Raw genomic sequence first — 17,629 nt, forward strand, 5'->3', positions numbered from 1 at the left:
GCAAATGGTGACCGCAGCGGATCGCCATGGTAAAGAATTTGTTGACTCCGTTCCTATAGTCTCGGGTCTGGGCGGACATGATGCCCCGCTGCGCCAGAAACTGAAGATGACGGATAACACTGTCGATGACCCAGAATCACAAATACTCCCTTCGTGGTCTTGCTCTCGCCCTCATTGTCGCCGCCCATGTGGGACTGGTCCCCGACAACGCGAAAGCCGATTCCCGGTTCCAGAAATGGATCGCGGATTTTTACCAAACAGCCGCTCAGAGTGGCATCAGTAAGGCAACTTATCAAAATGCCTTTTCCGGGGTGAGCGAGCCCGACCCGACCGTGCTGGAAAAGGCGGCCTACCAGCCTGAATTCACTTCGAAGATTTGGGACTACATCGACTCCCGCGTCAATCCCTATACGGTCAAGATCGGCCGCGAGATGGCCGCCAAGCACGCAAGAACGCTGGCTGCGATCGAACAGCGATTCGGCGTCGACAAAACCATTCTGCTCGCCATCTGGTCGATGGAATCGAATTATGGCGCGATCCTCGACAAGGACGACCGGCTGCATTACGTGCCGCGCGCGCTGGCAACGCTTGCCTATGCCGATCCGAGCCGTGCCAAGTTCGCCAAGAAGCAACTGGTCGCCGCGCTGAAGATCCTGCAGAACGGCGACGTGCCTGCCCGCGAGATGACCGGTTCCTGGGCCGGCGCCATGGGCCACACCCAGTTTATTCCGACAAGCTACCTGCTTTACGCCGTCGATGCCGACGGCAACGGCCATCGTGATATCTGGAACTCCGTGCCCGATGCGCTGGCGACCTCGGCCAATCTGCTGATGAAGAACGGCTGGGATACCGGCAAGACCTGGGGCTACGAGGTTGTCGTTCCCGCCGCAGCCGCCAAGCAGGCCGGCAAGACCCACACGCTCGCCCAATGGGCGGCCCTCGGCCTGACCCGCCCGAACGGCAAGGCCTTCCGCGAGAGCGCCACCAAAGCCATGTTGAAAATGCCGGCCGGGTCCAGTGGCCCAGGTTTCCTGATGACCGCCAACTTCTTCACCATCAAGAATTACAATGCCTCGGACAGCTATGCGCTTGCCGTCGGCCTGCTCGCCGACCAGATCGCCGGCTACGGCGGCATGCAGCAGCGCTGGCCGCGGCCGGACGGCGCCCTCGACATCACCGAAAAATTCGAGCTGCAGACCCGTCTGAAGACACTCGGCTATTACAATGGCGAGGTCGACGGCAATTTCGGTTCGGGATCGAAAGCGGCGATATCGGCCGTGCAAGAGCGCATCGGCATGCAGCCGGATGGCGAGCCCTCATTGCCGCTTCTGAACGCACTGCGTCGCTAGAAGCGGTGGAATCGTGACCTAGATAATAGCGGATGTGGACGCTGGCCTGTCCTGCGTGCAAGATGCCGGCAGATGCGGAACTGCCCATGACGAAGAAAATTGACCGGACCCCCATCCGTTGGCTCGTGTTCGCCCTGGCGGCGGTTTCGCTATGCCTCGGCGCGCTTGCGCCGGTGCATATGGCGGAAGCCCAGGAGCAGCGCTACCAGCGCCGTTCGATCCTCGATTTCTTTCTCGGGCGGCGCTATCTCGACGACGGGCCGCAGGCGCCCGACGTCCCGCAGCCGAAGCGCCAGCAGCAGCGCAAGCGCCCGCCGGCGCAGAAAGCCGTCGTCAACACCCGCACCGCGCCGCCGCTCCGCGCACCCGTGCAGGAGGAGCCGGCGGTGCAGAAGCTCGGCGATGCCAGGAAGATCCTGATCGTCGGCGATTTCCTGGCCAGCGGGCTTGGCGACGGCCTCACCGCCGCCTTCGAGACTTCGCCCGGGGTGGTCGTCGAAGCCCGCGGCAATGTCTCATCGGGCCTCGTCCGCGACGACTATTACGACTGGCCGGAACAGCTGCCGAAGATGATCGACGAGCTGAAGCCGGCAATGGTCGTCGTCATGCTCGGCGCCAACGACCGCCAGCAGATGGTGACCGATACCGCCAAGGAGAAATTCCGCACCGACGGCTGGTTTACAGAATACCGCCGCCGCGTCCTCTCCTTCGGCAAAGAGGTTACCGACCGCAAGATCCCGCTGCTCTGGGTCGGCCTTCCCGCCTTCGAATCCGATCAGATGACGGCCGATGCCGTCCAGATGAACCAGCTTTACCGCAACCAGGTCGAAAGCATCGGCGGCGAATTCGTCGACATCTGGGATGGTTTCGTCGATGAAAACAGCAACTTCATCGTCACCGGCTCGGATGTGAACGGCCAGCAGGTGCGCCTGCGCACCTCCGATGGCATCAACCTGACACAGGCCGGCCGGCGCAAGCTCGCCTTCTATGTGGAAAAGCCCGCCCGCCGCATTCTCGGCACCCAGGCAAGCCCGGATCTGATCCGCCTGGACGAAAGCAATCTGCCCGGGCTCGGCCTTCCCGCCAATCCGGTCGAACATACCGTGCCGATCAGCCTCTCCGATCCCAATCTCGACGGCGGCGCCGAACTTCTCGGCGCCAGGCCCCCGCCAATGGCTTTGACACGATCGCCCCGCGACCTCCTGGTCGAGCAGGGCGAAATGACGCCCGCGCCGCCCGGCCGTGTCGATGATTACCGCCTGCCTGCGGCAAAGACGCCAGCCGAAGTCTCGGTCAAATGAAAACTCCGCGCGGCAGCCTTCCTTTTCGTTCCGTTTACACCGCCCCCGCCTGCGGCCAGCTCAGATAATAATAATCCGAGCCGATCAGGCCGAAGAAGGCGTTGCTGTCGTTCGTCTGGTCGACATAGCTGCCGTTTTCCTTGACGAAAGCGCCATCAGCGCCGCGCTCCAGATGCGCATCGAGGAAATCGCTCCAGCCGCTGACATCGACCTGCTTGCCGGCCTTGCTTTCGGTATCGGCCTCGTCGGGATCGTCGACGTCCCAGGCGGCAATCGATACGCCCTGCGTCGGATCGGTGATGGTCAGCGTGCCGGCTTCCAGCGCGGCCAGCATGTCATGGGCCTTGCCGCTCTCGCCTTCGGCCGCCGCCGCATCCTGCAGCTGCTGCTTCAGCATCGACATGAAGGAGGCGCTGGTCACGTCGGCGCCGTCATCCGTCGCGTCGGCCTCATCTGAAGTATCGCTTTGGGATGAAAGCGTGTCGAGCAGCCCGGACAGCGCCTGATTGGAAAGCAGCGAGGCGGAGCTCGAATCGAGCCCGTAGCTGCTCAGGATACTGGCGGCCGACGAATTCTGCGTATCCTGCGAACTGTCGTCGTCGGAGCTGCGAAGGTTTTTCAGCGCATATTGGGCCGAAACCAGCCTTGTGCTGTCAACTGCGGAAACCATGTGAAAAATCCTGGTGAAATGCCTGTGCGGCTTCGGTCGCCGCCGGCTCCTCCTGAGCTCGGCGTCCGCTGGAAAATCTCGCGTCCCGGCATTGCTTGAGGCTTGCGGCGGATGCCTTTGCGTCAAGCGGTCGCACCAGCGGCGGTCGCACCAGCGCATGCCCCCAACAAAAAACTCCGCCGGAAAGGCGGAGTTTTGTCTCGGGAGTTCTATGCGGGCTGCGGTCAGTTCGGCAGAACGCTCGACCCCATCAATGCCTCGTCGATGGCGCGCGCCGCCTGGCGGCCTTCGCGGATTGCCCAGACCACCAGCGACTGGCCGCGGCGGACATCGCCCGCCGTCCAGAACTTGTCGACCGACGTCCTGTAGTCGCGGTCGTTGGCGACGACGTTGGTCGAGCCGCGCTTGTCGGTGTTGAGCGTCAGCTTGCCCTCGAGTTCCTTCAGGACGCTCGTCGTGAACGGGCCGCGGAAACCGATGGCGATGAAGGCGAGATCGGCGCGGATGACGAATTCCGTGCCCGGAACAGGCCGCCGGCGCTCGTCGACCTCGCAGCACTTGACCCCGGTCAGCACGCCGTCTTCACCGACGAATTCGAGCGTCGCCACCTGGAACTCGCGCACGGCGCCTTCGGCCTGCGAGGAGGAAGTGCGCATCTTCGTCGCCCAGAAGGGCCAGACGGCAAGCTTGTCTTCCTTCTCCGGCGGCTGCGGCCGGATGTCGAGCTGGGTGACCTTGACGGCTCCCTGGCGGAACGCCGTGCCGACGCAGTCCGAAGCCGTGTCGCCGCCGCCGACGACGACGATATGTTTGGCCCCGGCAAGGATCGGGTCCGACGGCCAGCCGACGCTGTCGATATTCTCGCGCCCGACGCGGCGGTTCTGCTGCACCAGATAGGGCATCGCATCATGCACGCCGGCAAGGTCCGTGCCGGGAATGCCCGCCTCACGCGGCGTCTCGGAGCCGCCGCAATAGAGGACGGCATCATGATCGGCGAGCAGTTGCTCGACCTTGACATCGACGCCGACATTGACGCCGCAATGGAAGGTGACGCCCTCGCCCTTCATCTGCTCGACGCGGCGGTCGATGAAGTTCTTCTCCATCTTGAAGTCGGGAATGCCGTAGCGCAGCAGGCCGCCCGGCTTGGTCTCGCGCTCATAGACATGCACCTCGTGGCCGGCGCGGCCGAGCTGCTGAGCGGCCGCCATGCCGGCGGGACCCGAACCGATGACGGCGACCTTCTTGCCGGTATGGACGGTGGCCGGCTGCGGCCTGATAAAGCCGAGCTCATAGGCCTTGTCGGCGATAGCCTGTTCGACCGTCTTGATGGCAACCGGCGCATCTTCGAGATTCAACGTGCAGGCTTCCTCGCAGGGCGCCGGGCAGACGCGGCCGGTGAACTCCGGGAAGTTGTTGGTCGAATGCAGGTTCTGGATCGCCGCTTCCCAGTTGTTGTTGTAGACGAGGTCGTTCCAGTCGGGGATCTGGTTGTGCACAGGGCAGCCGGTCGGGCCATGACAATAGGGAATGCCACAGTCCATGCAGCGCGCGGCCTGTTTCTGCACTTCCGGGTCCGACATCGGGATCGTGAACTCACGGAAATGACGGATACGATCCGACGCCGGCTGGTACTTCGCCACCTGCCGGTCGATTTCCAGAAACCCTGTTACCTTACCCATATCTTCGTCCCTTACCCTCATGACCGCCTCACCGCAGCCAATCTGTCTATCGTCAGTCCCGGTACCCGGGGCAAGTTGCTTCTCTTGACCGTCATTGGAGCATGTCCTCTGAAACATCCGCGCGATCTGGACGGCTTTCCGCCGCCGGCATGATCGTCACGGGGTCATCGGGAGTCTCCGTCATCCGCCGCATCGGGTCAGCGGATGACGATTGTCCCATTGCACATCATTCCGCGGCAATGCCCATCCGGCTGCGCTCCATTTCCTCGAGCGCACGACGGTATTCCACAGGCATGACCTTACGGAACTTCGGACGGTAATCGGCCCAGCTGTCGAGGATCTGCTTGGCGCGGGTGGAGCCCGTATAATGCAGATGGTTGGAGATCAGCTGGTAAAGGCGCTCCTCGTCATGGCGCGTCATGTCGCCGGAAACGTCGACGCGTCCCTTGTGCATGAGATCGCCGCCGTGATGATGCAGCTTCTCCAGCATGTCGTCCTCCTCGGGCACCGGCTCGAGTTCGACCATCGCCATGTTGCAGCGGCTGGCGAAATCGCCGGTTTCATCGAGCACGTAGGCGACGCCGCCGGACATGCCGGCCGCGAAGTTGCGGCCGGTGGCGCCAAGCACGACGACGACACCGCCGGTCATATATTCGCAGCCATGGTCGCCGACGCCCTCGACGATAGCGATCGCACCTGAGTTGCGGACGGCGAAACGTTCGCCCGCCACGCCGCGGAAGTAGCATTCGCCCTCGGTCGCGCCGTAAAGCACGGTGTTGCCGACGATGATCGAGTTCTCGGCGACGATCCTGGAGTTTTCCGGCGGCCGGATGATGATCTTGCCGCCTGAAAGGCCCTTGCCGACATAGTCGTTGCCGTCGCCGATCAGGTTGAAGGTGACGCCGCGCGCCAGGAAGGCGCCGAAGCTCTGGCCTGCCGTGCCGCGCAGCGTCACATTGATCGTGTCTTCCTTCAGCCCGCGGTGGCGATAACGCTTGGCGACCTCGCCGGAGAGCATCGCGCCCGCCGAACGGTCGACGTTCTTGATGCCGACCTCGAAGGCGACGGGCGTCTTGTCGGTCAGCGCCGGCTGAGCCTGCGCAATCAGCGCGCGGTCGAGAATATCGTCGATCGGGTGCTGCTGCCGGCTCGTCCAGAAAGTCTCTTCCTTGGCGGCATCGACCTTGTGGAAGATACGGCTGAAGTCGAGACCCTTGGCCTTCCAATGCGCCAGCATCTCGTCCTTCTCCAGCAGCTCCGAGGCGCCGATAATCTCGTCGAGCCGGGTGAACCCGAGCGAGGCGAGGATTTCGCGCACTTCGTTGGCAACGAAGAAGAAGTAGTTGATGACATGCTCAGGCGTGCCCTTGAAGCGCTTGCGCAGCACCGGATCCTGGGTCGCCACCCCCACCGGACAGGTGTTGAGATGGCACTTGCGCATCATGATGCAGCCGGCCGCAATCAGCGGCGCGGTGGCGAAGCCGAACTCGTCGGCGCCGAGCAGCGCCCCGATGATGACGTCGCGGCCGGTCTTCAGACCGCCGTCCACCTGCAGCGCGACGCGCGAGCGCAAGCCGTTCAGCACCAGCGTCTGCTGGGTCTCGGCAAGGCCGATCTCCCAGGGGCTGCCGGCATGTTTCAGCGAGGTCAGCGGCGACGCACCGGTGCCGCCGTCGAAGCCGGCGACGGTGATATGGTCGGCGCGCGCCTTGGCGACGCCGGCGGCAACCGTGCCGACGCCGACTTCGGAGACGAGCTTGACCGAGACGTCCGAGGTCGGGTTGACGTTCTTCAGATCGTAGATCAGCTGCGCCAGATCCTCGATCGAATAGATGTCGTGGTGCGGCGGCGGCGAGATCAGGCCGACACCAGGTGTCGAGTGGCGGGTCTTGGCAACGGTCGCATCGACCTTGTGACCCGGCAGCTGGCCGCCTTCGCCGGGCTTGGCGCCCTGCGCCACCTTGATCTGCAGTACGTCGGCATTGACGAGATATTCGGTCGTGACGCCGAAGCGGCCCGAGGCGATCTGCTTGATCGCCGACCGTTCCGGGTTCATCGAACCATCCGAGAGCGGCATGTAGCGATCGGATTCCTCGCCGCCCTCGCCGGTGTTCGACTTGCCGCCGATCCGGTTCATGGCGATCGCTAGCGTCGTATGCGCCTCTCTGGAGATCGAGCCGAACGACATCGCCCCGGTCGAGAAACGCTTGACGATATCGGCCGCCGGCTCGACCTCGTCGATCGACACCGGCTTGCGGCCCAGCGCCTCGGCGCTCTTGATGTTGAACAGCCCGCGGATCGTGTTCATCCGCAGCGCCGAATTGTTCACCATCTCGGAAAATTCGCGGTAGCGATCCTCGGCATTGCCGCGCACGGCATGCTGAAGGGCGGCAACCGCATCCGGCGTCCAGGCATGGCTTTCGCCGCGCATGCGATAGGCATATTCGCCGCCGATATCGAGCGTCGTCGCCAGCAGCGGATCCGCGCCGAAGGCCGCGTTATGGCGGTCGACGGTCTCGGCCGCGATCGCCTCGAGGCCGATGCCTTCGATCATCGTCGCGGTGCCGAAGAAATACTTGTCGACCAGTTCCGACGACAGGCCGATCGCATCGAAGATCTGCGCGCCGCAATAGGATTGATAGGTCGAGATGCCCATCTTCGACATGACCTTGAGGATGCCTTTGCCGACCGCCTTGATGTAGCGGTAAACGATCTCGGACGCATCGACTTCCTTCGGGAACTCGCCCTTGGCATGCATGTCGAGCAGCGTATCGAAGGCAAGATAAGGGTTGATCGCCTCGGCGCCGTAGCCGGCGAGCAGGCAGAAATGATGGACCTCGCGCGGTTCGCCGGTCTCGACGACGAGACCGACAGAGGTGCGAAGCCCCTTGCGGATCAGGTGATGGTGCACGGCAGCCGTTGCCAGCAGCGCCGGAATGGCGATCCGATCCGGCCCGATCTGGCGGTCGGAAAGCACGATGATGTTGTAGCCGCCCTTGACGGCAGCTTCCGCGCGTTCGCAGAGCCGGTCGAGCATTTCGGGCATGCCGGCAGCACCCCGCTCGATGTCATAGGTGAAATCGAGCGTCTTGGTGTCGAAACGGTCCTCCGTATGGCCGATCGAGCGGATCTTTTCGAGATCGCCATTGGTCAGGATCGGCTGGCGCACTTCCAGGCGCTTGGCGTTCGCCATGCCTTCGTGGTCGAGAATGTTCGGGCGCGGGCCGATGAAGGAGACGAGGCTCATGACCAGCTCTTCGCGGATCGGATCGATCGGCGGGTTGGTCACCTGCGCGAAATTCTGCTTGAAATAGGTGTAGAGCAGCTTCGGCTTTTCCGACATCGCCGAGATCGGCGTATCCGTCCCCATCGAGCCGATCGCCTCCTGGCCCGTCGTCGCCATCGGCGACATCAGGATGCGGGTATCCTCAATCGTATAGCCGAAGGCCTGCTGGCGGTCGAGCAGCGACACGTCGCGGCGCAGCGCCCGCGGCTCCACCGGCTTCAGTTCTTCGAGAATCAGCTGGGTGCGGCCGAGCCAGTTGCGATAGGGATGCGCCGTCGCCAGCTTCGACTTCACCTCGTCGTCGGAGATGATCCGGCCTTCTTCCATATCGATCAGCAGCATCTTGCCCGGCTGCAGGCGCCACTTCTGGATGATCTTCTCCTCCGGAACCGGCAGCACGCCGGCTTCGGACGCCATGATGACACGGTCATCATCGGTGACGAGGTAGCGCGCCGGCCGCAGGCCGTTGCGGTCGAGCGTGGCGCCGATCTGCTTGCCGTCGGTGAAGGCCACGGCAGCCGGTCCGTCCCAGGGCTCCATCAGGGCGGCGTGATATTCGTAGAAGGCCTTGCGTTCTGGAGCCATCGACTGATTGCCGGCCCAGGCTTCCGGGATCAGCATCATCACGGCATGCGCCATCGAATAGCCGCCGCGCACCAGGAATTCGAGCGCATTGTCGAAACAGGCCGTGTCCGACTGCCCCTCGTAGGAAATCGGCCAGAGCTTGGAGATGTCCTCGCCGAACAGCGGCGAGGAAACCGAGGCCTGGCGCGCCGCCATCCAGTTGACGTTGCCGCGCAGCGTGTTGATTTCGCCGTTATGGGCGACCATGCGGTAAGGATGCGCGAGCTTCCACGACGGGAAGGTGTTGGTCGAGAAGCGCTGGTGCACCAGGGCGACCGCGCTTTCGAAACGCGGGTCGGTCAGGTCCTTGTAATAGACGCCGACCTGATAGGCCAGGAACATGCCCTTGTAGACCACCGTCGCCGACGACAGCGACACGGGATAGAAATTGCTCTCCTCGCCGTCGAACTCGTCATAGATGCGGTTGGAGATCACCTTGCGCAGCGTGAACAGCCGACGCTCGAACTCGTCATTGTTTTCGGCATCCTCACCGGCGCCGATGAAGACCTGCACATGATGCGGCTCTGTTGCGGCAATCGCCGGCGCCTTGGAGAGCGAGGAATTATCGACAGGCACGTCGCGAAAGCCGATGAGGACCTGACCTTCCTCGGTGACGACATCCTTGATCACCTTCTTGAAGTGCTCGATCTGCTTTTCATCGCGCGGCATGAAGATATGGCCGACGCCATATTCGCCGGCCGGCGGCAGGGTGATGCCCTGCGCGGCCATCTCCTCGCGGAAGAACCGGTCGGGGATCTGCACCAGGATGCCGGCGCCGTCGCCCATCAGCGGATCGGCGCCGACGGCGCCGCGATGCGTCAGGTTCTCGAGAATGAAGAGGCCGTCCTTGACGATCTGGTGCGACTTCTCACCCTTCATATGCGCGACGAAGCCGACGCCGCAGGCATCATGTTCGTTGCGCGGGTCGTAGAGGCCTTGTTTCTTCGGCAGGCCGGAGGCGGATTTGGACATATTGGCCGTCGCGCGCACCTCTGCAGCAGCGAACCGGTCAAATTCCATGGATGGCGTCTTCGTCATCATCTTTCCTCCTGTCGAAGCCCGCGGGGCCGCGGGCGGCTTTTCGTCCTGGGCCGCAACCAAAATAGGTTCGGCGCATGACAGCGCTGTTGCATGGTGAAGATCGGCCGCAGACATCTGCTTATGAGGAAAGCAAACCGTCGCGTTCCGCGCCTGCCATTCGCCCTCCGCGCACCACCCTTAAGGCTTGACGCTCGGAAGAACTATAGCGTGAAAGCCCGTCCGTTCCAGGGTTTTCGGCGCTTCTTCGGCCACTCGGGCCAAAATAGGACAGCAACACTGTCCTAATTCATCTGTTCTATGCCAGAAAGCATTCGGGTCCGCAAGAGCGCACCCCGAAAAAACATCAATTTGCGACGGAAGATTACCGAATCGGTCGCCGATGCGAAATAAAATTACGAAATATTCTGTTATTTTGTTTATTGATTGCGTAGTTCAATTTTTGTGATGTGTCATGGGCAGCAGCCTTGATCCTGTGAAGCTTTGGCGTAATCTCCGCCTCGGCCCTGCCAAACTCTCCCTTCCAACGGTTCCCCACATGTTCTTTGCTTCCGATAACTGGGCCGGCGCCCATAGATCCATTGCCGAACGTCTGCTGGCGGAATCGGCCGGTTTTGCCGCCGCCTATGGTGCCGGCGATCTCGACAAGAAGGTCGAGGCTCGCTTTTGCGAAATCTTCGAGCGTGAGGTTTCGGTTTTCTTCGTCGCCACCGGCACGGCCGCCAACTCCCTGTCGCTGGCAAGCGTCCAGCGCCCCGGCGGCATCACCTTCTGCCATTCAGAGGCGCATGTGATCGAGGATGAATGCGGCGCTCCGGAGTTTTTCTCCGGCTCCGCCCGCCTCGTCGCCGTCGACGGCGAAGCCGGCAAGATCGATCCGGCCAAGCTTTCCGCAAAAATCGCAGGTTTTCCGGAAGACGCCCTCCGCCACGGACGCGCCAGCGCAGTGACCATCACCCAGGCAACCGAGATCGGCACGGTCTATTCCCTGCCCGAGATCGGCGAGATCGCCACCATCGCAAGAAAGCGCAACCTGCCGCTTCACATGGACGGCGCCCGCTTCGCCAATGCGCTGATTGCACTCGGCGCCACCCCGGCCGAAATGACCTGGAAACGCGGCGTCGATATGCTGTCCTTCGGCGGCACCAAGAACGGCTGCTGGTGTGCGGAAGCGATCGTCTTCTTCGATCCGGATCGGGCGCGCGAAATGCCCTTCATCCGCAAGCGCGCCGCCCAGCTTTTCTCCAAGTCGCGTTTCATTGCCGCCCAGTTCGATGCCTATTTCGAAAACGGCCTCTGGCTCGATCTTGCCCGCCATTCGAACGGCATGGCCGGCCGCCTGCGCGCCGGTATCGGCGCCAGCAGCGCCGCCCGCCTCGCCTGGCCGACCGCTTCCAACGAAGTCTTTGCCGTGGTTAGCAAACATGCGGCAAAAAACGCCGAGGAAAAGGGCGCAAAATTCTACGAATGGCCGGTGCCGGCGACAACGCCTGAACTGGTTTCCGAGAATGAAACCCTGATCCGCCTCGTCACCAGCTTCGCGACGACGGAAGCGGATGTGGATGGTTTCCTGAAGTGCCTGGCCGCCTGACCGCGGCAATCACTCACGCCGACTTCAGCCGCCTCACCTTCTGCAGGATATCGTCCGACAGTGCGGCGACCAGCGCCTGGTCCGCCCCCTTGCGTGGCACCAGCACGAATTCCACATCCTCCAGCAGCGGAAGGTTTCCCGCGGCGATCTCCTTCAGCCCTGAGGGCGCCATACTGCGCGGCTGCACCAGCACGCCCATGCCGGCCCGTGCGGCCGCCGTCAATCCGCTGAGGCTGCCGCAGGTGCAGACGATCCGCCACGCCACGCCGTTTCGCGCCAGCGCCTCCAGCGCGATCACCCGTGTGACGCTCGGCGGCGGAAAGGCGATCAGCGGCAAAGGGCCGGAGGCCAGCACACGCTCCGGATCGCGCGCCAGCCAGACGAGCGGTTCGCGATAAACCAGCTTTCCGCGGGCATCGCCGAGCCGGCGCTTGGCGAGCACCAGATCGATTTCGCCATTGTCCTGCATCTCGTAGAGGACGCCGGAGAGTGCCACCGTCAGTTCGAGGTCGACAGAGGGATGAGACCGAACGAAATCCTCCAGCACCGCCGGCAACTGGCTGGTGACGAAATCTTCCGATACGCCGAGACGCAGGCTGCCGCGCAGGCTGTTGCTGCGAAACAGCGACTGCACCTGTCCCTCGATCGAAAGCATGCTGCGCGCATGCGACAGCAGCGCCTCGCCATCGCCGGTCAGTATGACCTTATGCGTGTCCCGCGCCAGGAGCTTGCGCCCTAGGGCCGCCTCCAGCCGCTGGATATGCTGGCTGACAGTCGACTGGCCAAGGCCGAGCCTTTCTGCGGCGAGCGTAAAACTGCCCATCTGCTCGACGGCGACAAAACTGCGCAGTTGCGAAAGGTCCAGCATGATCCAGTTCCTCGATAACTGTTATTCCTTGCATCGTGGATCACAATGGTCGACAAAACAATGACTATCTATCAAGTCGCGAGACCGCAATGCGCCGCTTTCTGCCCGATACTTTCACGATCCTGCTGGTCTGCACCGTCATTCTCGCCTCGCTGCTGCCGGCGAGCGGCACATTCGCAGCTTATTTCGGCATCGCCACCGATCTTGCCATCGCGCTGCTGTTCTTCCTGCATGGCGCCCGCCTTTCGCGCGACGTCGTTATCGCGGGCCTGCTGCACTGGCGCCTGCATCTCGCCATCCTGCTGACGACCTTCGGCATCTTCCCGCTGCTCGGCCTGGCGCTCGGATGGATCCCCGACGCGATCCTGCCGCAGCCGCTGTATCTCGGCATTCTCTTCCTCTGCGTGCTGCCGTCGACGGTGCAGTCGTCGATCGCCTTCACCTCGATGGCCGGCGGCAACGTGCCTGCCGCCATCTGCTCGGCCTCGGCCTCCAATATCTTCGGCATGTTTCTGACGCCGCTGCTGGTCGGCCTGCTGTTTTCCGTCGGCGGCCATGGCGGCTTCTCCTTCGACGCGCTTCGGCAGATCCTGCTGCAACTGCTTGCCCCCTTCATCGTCGGCCAGATCCTGCAGCCCTGGATCGGCGACTGGATCCGCGCCAAGAAGAAGATCCTGATGCCTGTCGATCGCGGCTCGATTCTGATGGTGGTCTACCTCGCCTTCTCGACGGCCGTCGTCGAGGGCCTGTGGCACACCTTCTCGATCGCCGATATCGCCGTCGTCATCGTCGCCGATATGGTTCTTCTGGGGCTAGTGCTGGTGCTGACCATGTTCGGCAGCCGCTGGCTCGGCTTCGGCAAGGCCGACGAGATCACCATCACTTTCTGCGGCTCGAAGAAGAGCCTCGCAAGCGGCGTGCCGATGGCAAACGTCATTTTCTCAGGCCAGTCGATCGGCGCAATCGTGCTGCCACTGATGCTGTTCCACCAGATCCAGTTGATGGTCTGCGCCGTCATCGCCCAGAAATACGCCGCCGCCGCGGCCCGCCGCGCAACCGAAAAGGAAATAGACGAAGCCGCCAGCCCGGCCTGAACCTATTGCCGCAATAAAAAACGGCGCCCCGATCGGAGCGCCGTTTTTTTCTTAAGGGATGTGATTAGCCGTTGATGACCTGCGCCTCGATGGCCTTCGGAGCCTCGACCGGCTCTGCGGCAATCGCAATCTTGCGGGGCTTCATGGCCTCCGGAATGTTGCGCAGAAGGTCGATGTGCAGCAGGCCGTTCTTCAGCGAAGCGGCGGTCACCTCGACATGGTCGGCAAGCTGGAAGCGGCGCTCGAAGGCGCGCTTGGCAATGCCACGGTAGAGGAATTCGCCGCTTTCGGCAGGTTCATCGGCCTTTTCACCCTTGACGGACAGGACATGGGCATGGGCTTCGATCGAAAGTTCGGTCTCGTCGAAACCGGCGACCGCCATGGTGATCCGATAGGTGTTTTCACCGGTGCGCTCGATATTATAGGGCGGATAGGTCTGGGCCTGCTCCGGCTGGGCGAGGCTGTCGAGCATGGTGAAGAGCCGGTCGAAACCGACGGTCGAGCGATAAAGGGGAGAGAAGTCTACGTGACGCATGATGTCCTCCTGTGGAAGCGACGTGTTGCGATAAAATGCCCCTGAAACCCCATCTTTGGCGGCCTCGGGACCGTTGCGCGGGCCCTCTTCGGCACCCGCAGGAAGGAGATGGTGATGGGATTTGGCGAGTTCAAGCCCCTCCCGAAATCGCCCGACCGGCGCCGTGAACCCCGCATGAACGGCCGGTTCGGAGCGCGTTCACACGCATCCGCCTAGAAATCGCAGCGTCGGGTGAATCTGGTCCCGATGGCTGAAGTGCATCGTCCCTTCTTCTTCAGCCTCAAACTCGGCCGGCTGTGAGCACCCTCATGCTCCTGCCGGCCCTTTTCGCGCTTTCCCGCCCTACGGGGTCGCCGCTTTCCAAGCCGGATGCCATGCGCTATCCCTGATGCGAAGCAGTCAGCAGCGGCGCATTGCAAAGTCATGGATCAGATTCTCTATTCGACGCCGGACAATCCCGCCCCGGAAAACCGCACGGAAGGGTTCTTCGAAACCCATGACGGCCACCGGCTGCGTTACGCCGTCTTCCGCGCCAGTGCCCAGGTCGCCAGGGGCACGGTCGTCATCCTGCACGGCCGCAACGAATATATCGAGAAATATTTCGAGACGATCCGCGACCTGACGGCCAAGGGTCTCTGGGTCGCCACCTTCGATATGCGCGGCCAGGGCGGTTCGGAGCGGCTTCTGAAGCGCCGCAACCACGGCCACATCCGCCGCTTCGTCGATTACGAACGTGACCTCGACACCTTCCTCGAAAAGGTGGTGTTGCCGGATACCCGCCTGCCCTTCTACCTGCTCGCCCATTCCACAGGCGGGCTGATCGCGCTCTCGGCCGCGCCTTATCTTACCACCCGCATCGATCGCATGGTGCTGTCGGCACCCTTTATCGGCCTGACCGGCCAGTCGGCCTCGCCCCGCGTCATCCGAACGCTTGCCGGCACACTGACGGCACTCGGCCTCGGCTTCCTGCCGCTGACCTCGAAACTGAAGGAGCCGGATTTCCGCGACAACCCGCTGACCTCGGACGAAACCCGCTTCGAGCGCAATGTCGCGATGATGAAAGCCCATCCGGAGCTGACGCTCGGGCCGCCGACGGCCCGCTGGCTGACCGAGGCTTTTCGCACGATGGACCGGGTCACCTCGCCCAACCATCTCTTCTCGATCACCATCCCGACCATCGTCATCGCCCCGACGCGAGATGGCGTCGTTCCCTACACGGCGCAGGAGCGGCTCTCGCGTTATTTCCGCGCCGGCCAACTGGTGCCGATCAACGGCGCCCGCCACGAAATCTTCCAGGAACGGGATACCTATCGCGCCGCCGCCCTTGCCGCCTTCCACGCCTTCATTCCCGGCAGCGACGCCGAAGAAAACCAGGACCTCCCCGCCCTCGGCACGTGACCGGTAGCGCTGCTAACCGGGGGATTGGCAAGCCAACCCCGGGGGACTGGCAAGCCAACCCAGGGATTGGCAAGCCAACCCGGGATTAGCGCTGCAGGATGGCGATCGCCTGATCGTAGACCGCCCGGCTGCCGGCGGCGATGATCGAGCCGCCGTTCTCAGGCCGTCCGCCGTCCCAGGTGGTGATGATGCCGCCCGCCCCCTCGATGACCGGGATGATGCCGCCGACGTCATAGGGCTTCAGGCTGTTTTCGACGACGAGATCGATATGGCCGGCGGCAAGCAGCGCATAGGCGTAGCAGTCGCAGCCGTAGCGGAAGAGCCGGACCTGGCTCTCGATCTCGCGGTATTTCTCCATCTCCTCGCCGGCGAAGAGATGCGGTGAGGTGGTGAACAGGATGGCGTTCGAAAGCGCCTCGCATTGGCGCGTCGCCAGCCGCCGCTCGCCCTCGGGGCCGCTATAGAGCGAGCCGTTCTGGTCGGCGAAATAACGCTCGCCGGTAAAGGGCTGTTCGATCATGCCCATGATCGCCCGCCCTTCCTTCTGCAGGCCGATCAGCGTTCCCCACACCGGCAGGCCGGAGATGAAGGCGCGCGTGCCATCGATCGGATCGATCACCCAGACATAGTCGCGATCGAGCCCGACATTGCCGTGCTCCTCGCCGAGAATGCCGTGGTCGGGGAAATTCTCCTCGATCAGCGCCCGGATGGCGAGTTCGGCCGCCCGATCGCCCTCCGTCACCGGATCGAAACCGGAAGAAAGCTTGTTGGTGATATCGAGGCCGGAGCGGAAGCGCGGCAGCGTCTCGGCCTTGGCGGCCTCCGCCAGACGGTTGAAGAACGAGCGGTCAGGAAGCATGAGGGATCCGTTTGGCTGGCTGGCGTGACGCTTTCATAACGAAAAGCAGCGGGAATGCAAACACAGCAGGCAGTTCGATCGGGACGTGGGTGAACCCTCCAATCGCTTCCATTGCGCGCCCACTGCCCAAAGATGTCGCAGCGCAATATATTGCTTGACATTTGTGCAATGCAATAGTAGCGTCCTTGGTACAGTCTTCTGACTGTAAATACCCTCCTTGGGTGTTTCCTCCCTAGACTTAGCCGCGCTTACAAGCGCGGTTTTTTTTGGCCGGGAGATTTTTGGCCCGCAGACATGGCCGGATAATATCGGTGAAATCGACGCAGGCTATTCGGCGGCCAGCGCCCGGTCGCCGGCGAATTTCTCGACATAATCCGCCATCTGCTGCATGAAACCCGTGACCGCCTCAGCCACCGCGGCGAAGTCGGCGCGTTTCTCCAGCGTAACCTCGTCGACATAGATCGCCCGGTTCACTTCGATCTGCAGCGCATGCAGGCCGCGCGAGGGCCGGCCGTAATGTTCGGTGATGAAGCCGCCGGCATAGGGCTTGTTGCGGATCGCCGCAAAGCCCATTTCCTCGAGGATGGCGATGGCGGCGCGCGAAAGTTCGGCCGAAGCGCTGGTGCCGTAACGATCGCCGATGATGAAATCAGGCCGCGCGGTGCTGCCGGCGACGCGCACATTGCCGGGCATCGAATGGCAGTCGATCAGCACGCCGAAACCGAACTGTACATGCGTTCGCGCGATCAGCCGCCGGAGCGTCGCATGATAGGGTTTGTAGACCGCTTCGACCCGGTCGAGCCCCTCCTGCACCGGCAGCCGCCGCGCATAGATCTCCATGTTCTCGGCGACGATGCGCGGAATAGTGCCGAGCCCGCCGGCGACCCGGAGCGAGTTGATATTGGCATAGGGCGGCAGCAGCCCGTCGAACATCCTGGGATCAAGCTCATAGGGCTCGCGATTGACGTCGAGATAGGCGCGCGGAAAGTTGGCGGCCAGGAGCGGTGCGCCGAGTACCACGGCCGAACCGAACAGCTCGTCGACATAATGATCCTCGGAACGGCGTATGGCGATGCCCTCGAGCCTGGACTGGGCGATAAATTCCGGTGGATAAATACGGCCGCTATGAGGGGAGTTGTAGACGAAGGGAATGGTCTGCGACACGGGCTCATGAACCTCAAAAAGCTCGTATTCGCGTATCTCCGGCACTTTCGGCCCTCTTTACCATGTCATGAACTGGCTGCTTTGCCCATGTTGCCAGTTGCCCGGCCCCAAGTCCATACTATGTAGGAGGGATGCGGTCGCGCACAGGCAATTCACCGGTTGTTTACCGGGTA

At 62.7% G+C, this 17,629-nt stretch carries 12 protein-coding genes; 5 read left to right on the forward strand and 7 right to left on the reverse strand.

Going from position 1 to position 17,629, the window contains the following annotated elements:
- Window positions 1–125: 125 nt before the first annotated feature.
- Window positions 126–1,349, forward strand: coding sequence for a lytic murein transglycosylase (locus tag BBJ66_RS26220; protein WP_071090924.1), 1,224 nt, complete (start codon window positions 126–128; stop codon window positions 1,347–1,349).
- 62 nt (window positions 1,350–1,411) lie between these two features.
- The gene (locus BBJ66_RS26225) at window positions 1,412–2,650 is read left to right on the forward strand and encodes a DUF459 domain-containing protein (RefSeq protein ID WP_190238035.1); all 1,239 of its coding nucleotides are present in this window, start codon (window positions 1,412–1,414) and stop codon (window positions 2,648–2,650) included.
- Window positions 2,651–2,684: 34 nt separating this feature from the next.
- On the opposite strand, the gene BBJ66_RS26230 is transcribed toward BBJ66_RS26225, so the two are convergent.
- From BBJ66_RS26230 to gltB, 3 genes are all read right to left on the reverse strand, one after another.
- Entirely contained in the window at window positions 2,685–3,320 is a 636-nt protein-coding gene (locus tag BBJ66_RS26230; protein WP_071090927.1) for a hypothetical protein, read from the reverse strand.
- 224 nt (window positions 3,321–3,544) lie between these two features.
- On the reverse strand, window positions 3,545–4,999 hold the full coding sequence (locus BBJ66_RS26235; RefSeq protein ID WP_071090930.1) for a glutamate synthase subunit beta: 1,455 nt from the start codon (window positions 4,997–4,999) through the stop codon (window positions 3,545–3,547).
- Window positions 5,000–5,225: 226 nt separating this feature from the next.
- On the reverse strand, window positions 5,226–9,950 hold the full coding sequence (gene gltB / locus BBJ66_RS26240) for a glutamate synthase large subunit (RefSeq protein ID WP_190238036.1): 4,725 nt from the start codon (window positions 9,948–9,950) through the stop codon (window positions 5,226–5,228).
- 535 nt (window positions 9,951–10,485) lie between these two features.
- Here gltB and BBJ66_RS26245 point away from each other — a divergent pair.
- Entirely contained in the window at window positions 10,486–11,538 is a 1,053-nt protein-coding gene (locus tag BBJ66_RS26245; RefSeq protein ID WP_071091223.1) for a threonine aldolase family protein, read from the forward strand.
- Between the two features lie 13 nt (window positions 11,539–11,551).
- Here BBJ66_RS26245 and BBJ66_RS26250 read toward each other — a convergent pair whose 3' ends face one another.
- Complete coding sequence (locus tag BBJ66_RS26250) at window positions 11,552–12,406, reverse strand: LysR substrate-binding domain-containing protein (RefSeq protein WP_071090936.1); 855 nt, start codon at window positions 12,404–12,406, stop codon at window positions 11,552–11,554.
- A gap of 89 nt (window positions 12,407–12,495) precedes the next feature.
- On the opposite strand from BBJ66_RS26250, the gene BBJ66_RS26255 reads away from it, so the two are divergent.
- On the forward strand, window positions 12,496–13,500 hold the full coding sequence (locus tag BBJ66_RS26255) for a bile acid:sodium symporter family protein (protein ID WP_071090940.1): 1,005 nt from the start codon (window positions 12,496–12,498) through the stop codon (window positions 13,498–13,500).
- Between the two features lie 64 nt (window positions 13,501–13,564).
- On the opposite strand, the gene BBJ66_RS26260 is transcribed toward BBJ66_RS26255, so the two are convergent.
- Entirely contained in the window at window positions 13,565–14,035 is a 471-nt protein-coding gene (locus tag BBJ66_RS26260; protein ID WP_049734708.1) for an Hsp20 family protein, read from the reverse strand.
- 423 nt (window positions 14,036–14,458) lie between these two features.
- Between BBJ66_RS26260 and BBJ66_RS26265 the strand changes: the two genes are divergently transcribed.
- Window positions 14,459–15,433 carry an alpha/beta fold hydrolase gene (locus BBJ66_RS26265; protein WP_071090943.1) on the forward strand — a complete coding sequence of 325 codons (975 nt, stop codon included), beginning with the start codon at window positions 14,459–14,461 and terminating at the stop codon, window positions 15,431–15,433.
- 85 nt (window positions 15,434–15,518) lie between these two features.
- Here the strand turns inward: BBJ66_RS26265 and hisN are convergent, their stop codons facing one another.
- Window positions 15,519–16,292 (reverse strand): histidinol-phosphatase, encoded by a 774-nt coding sequence (gene hisN, locus BBJ66_RS26270; protein ID WP_049734710.1) that lies wholly within the window; start codon window positions 16,290–16,292, stop codon window positions 15,519–15,521.
- Between the two features lie 327 nt (window positions 16,293–16,619).
- Window positions 16,620–17,501 (reverse strand): N-formylglutamate amidohydrolase, encoded by an 882-nt coding sequence (locus BBJ66_RS26275; RefSeq protein ID WP_049734711.1) that lies wholly within the window; start codon window positions 17,499–17,501, stop codon window positions 16,620–16,622.
- Between the last annotated feature and the right edge of the window lie 128 nt (window positions 17,502–17,629).

Origin of the sequence: Rhizobium sp. RSm-3 (genome assembly GCF_001854685.1) — a bacterium.
Classification (GTDB): Bacteria; Pseudomonadota; Alphaproteobacteria; order Rhizobiales; family Rhizobiaceae; genus Rhizobium; species Rhizobium ecuadorense.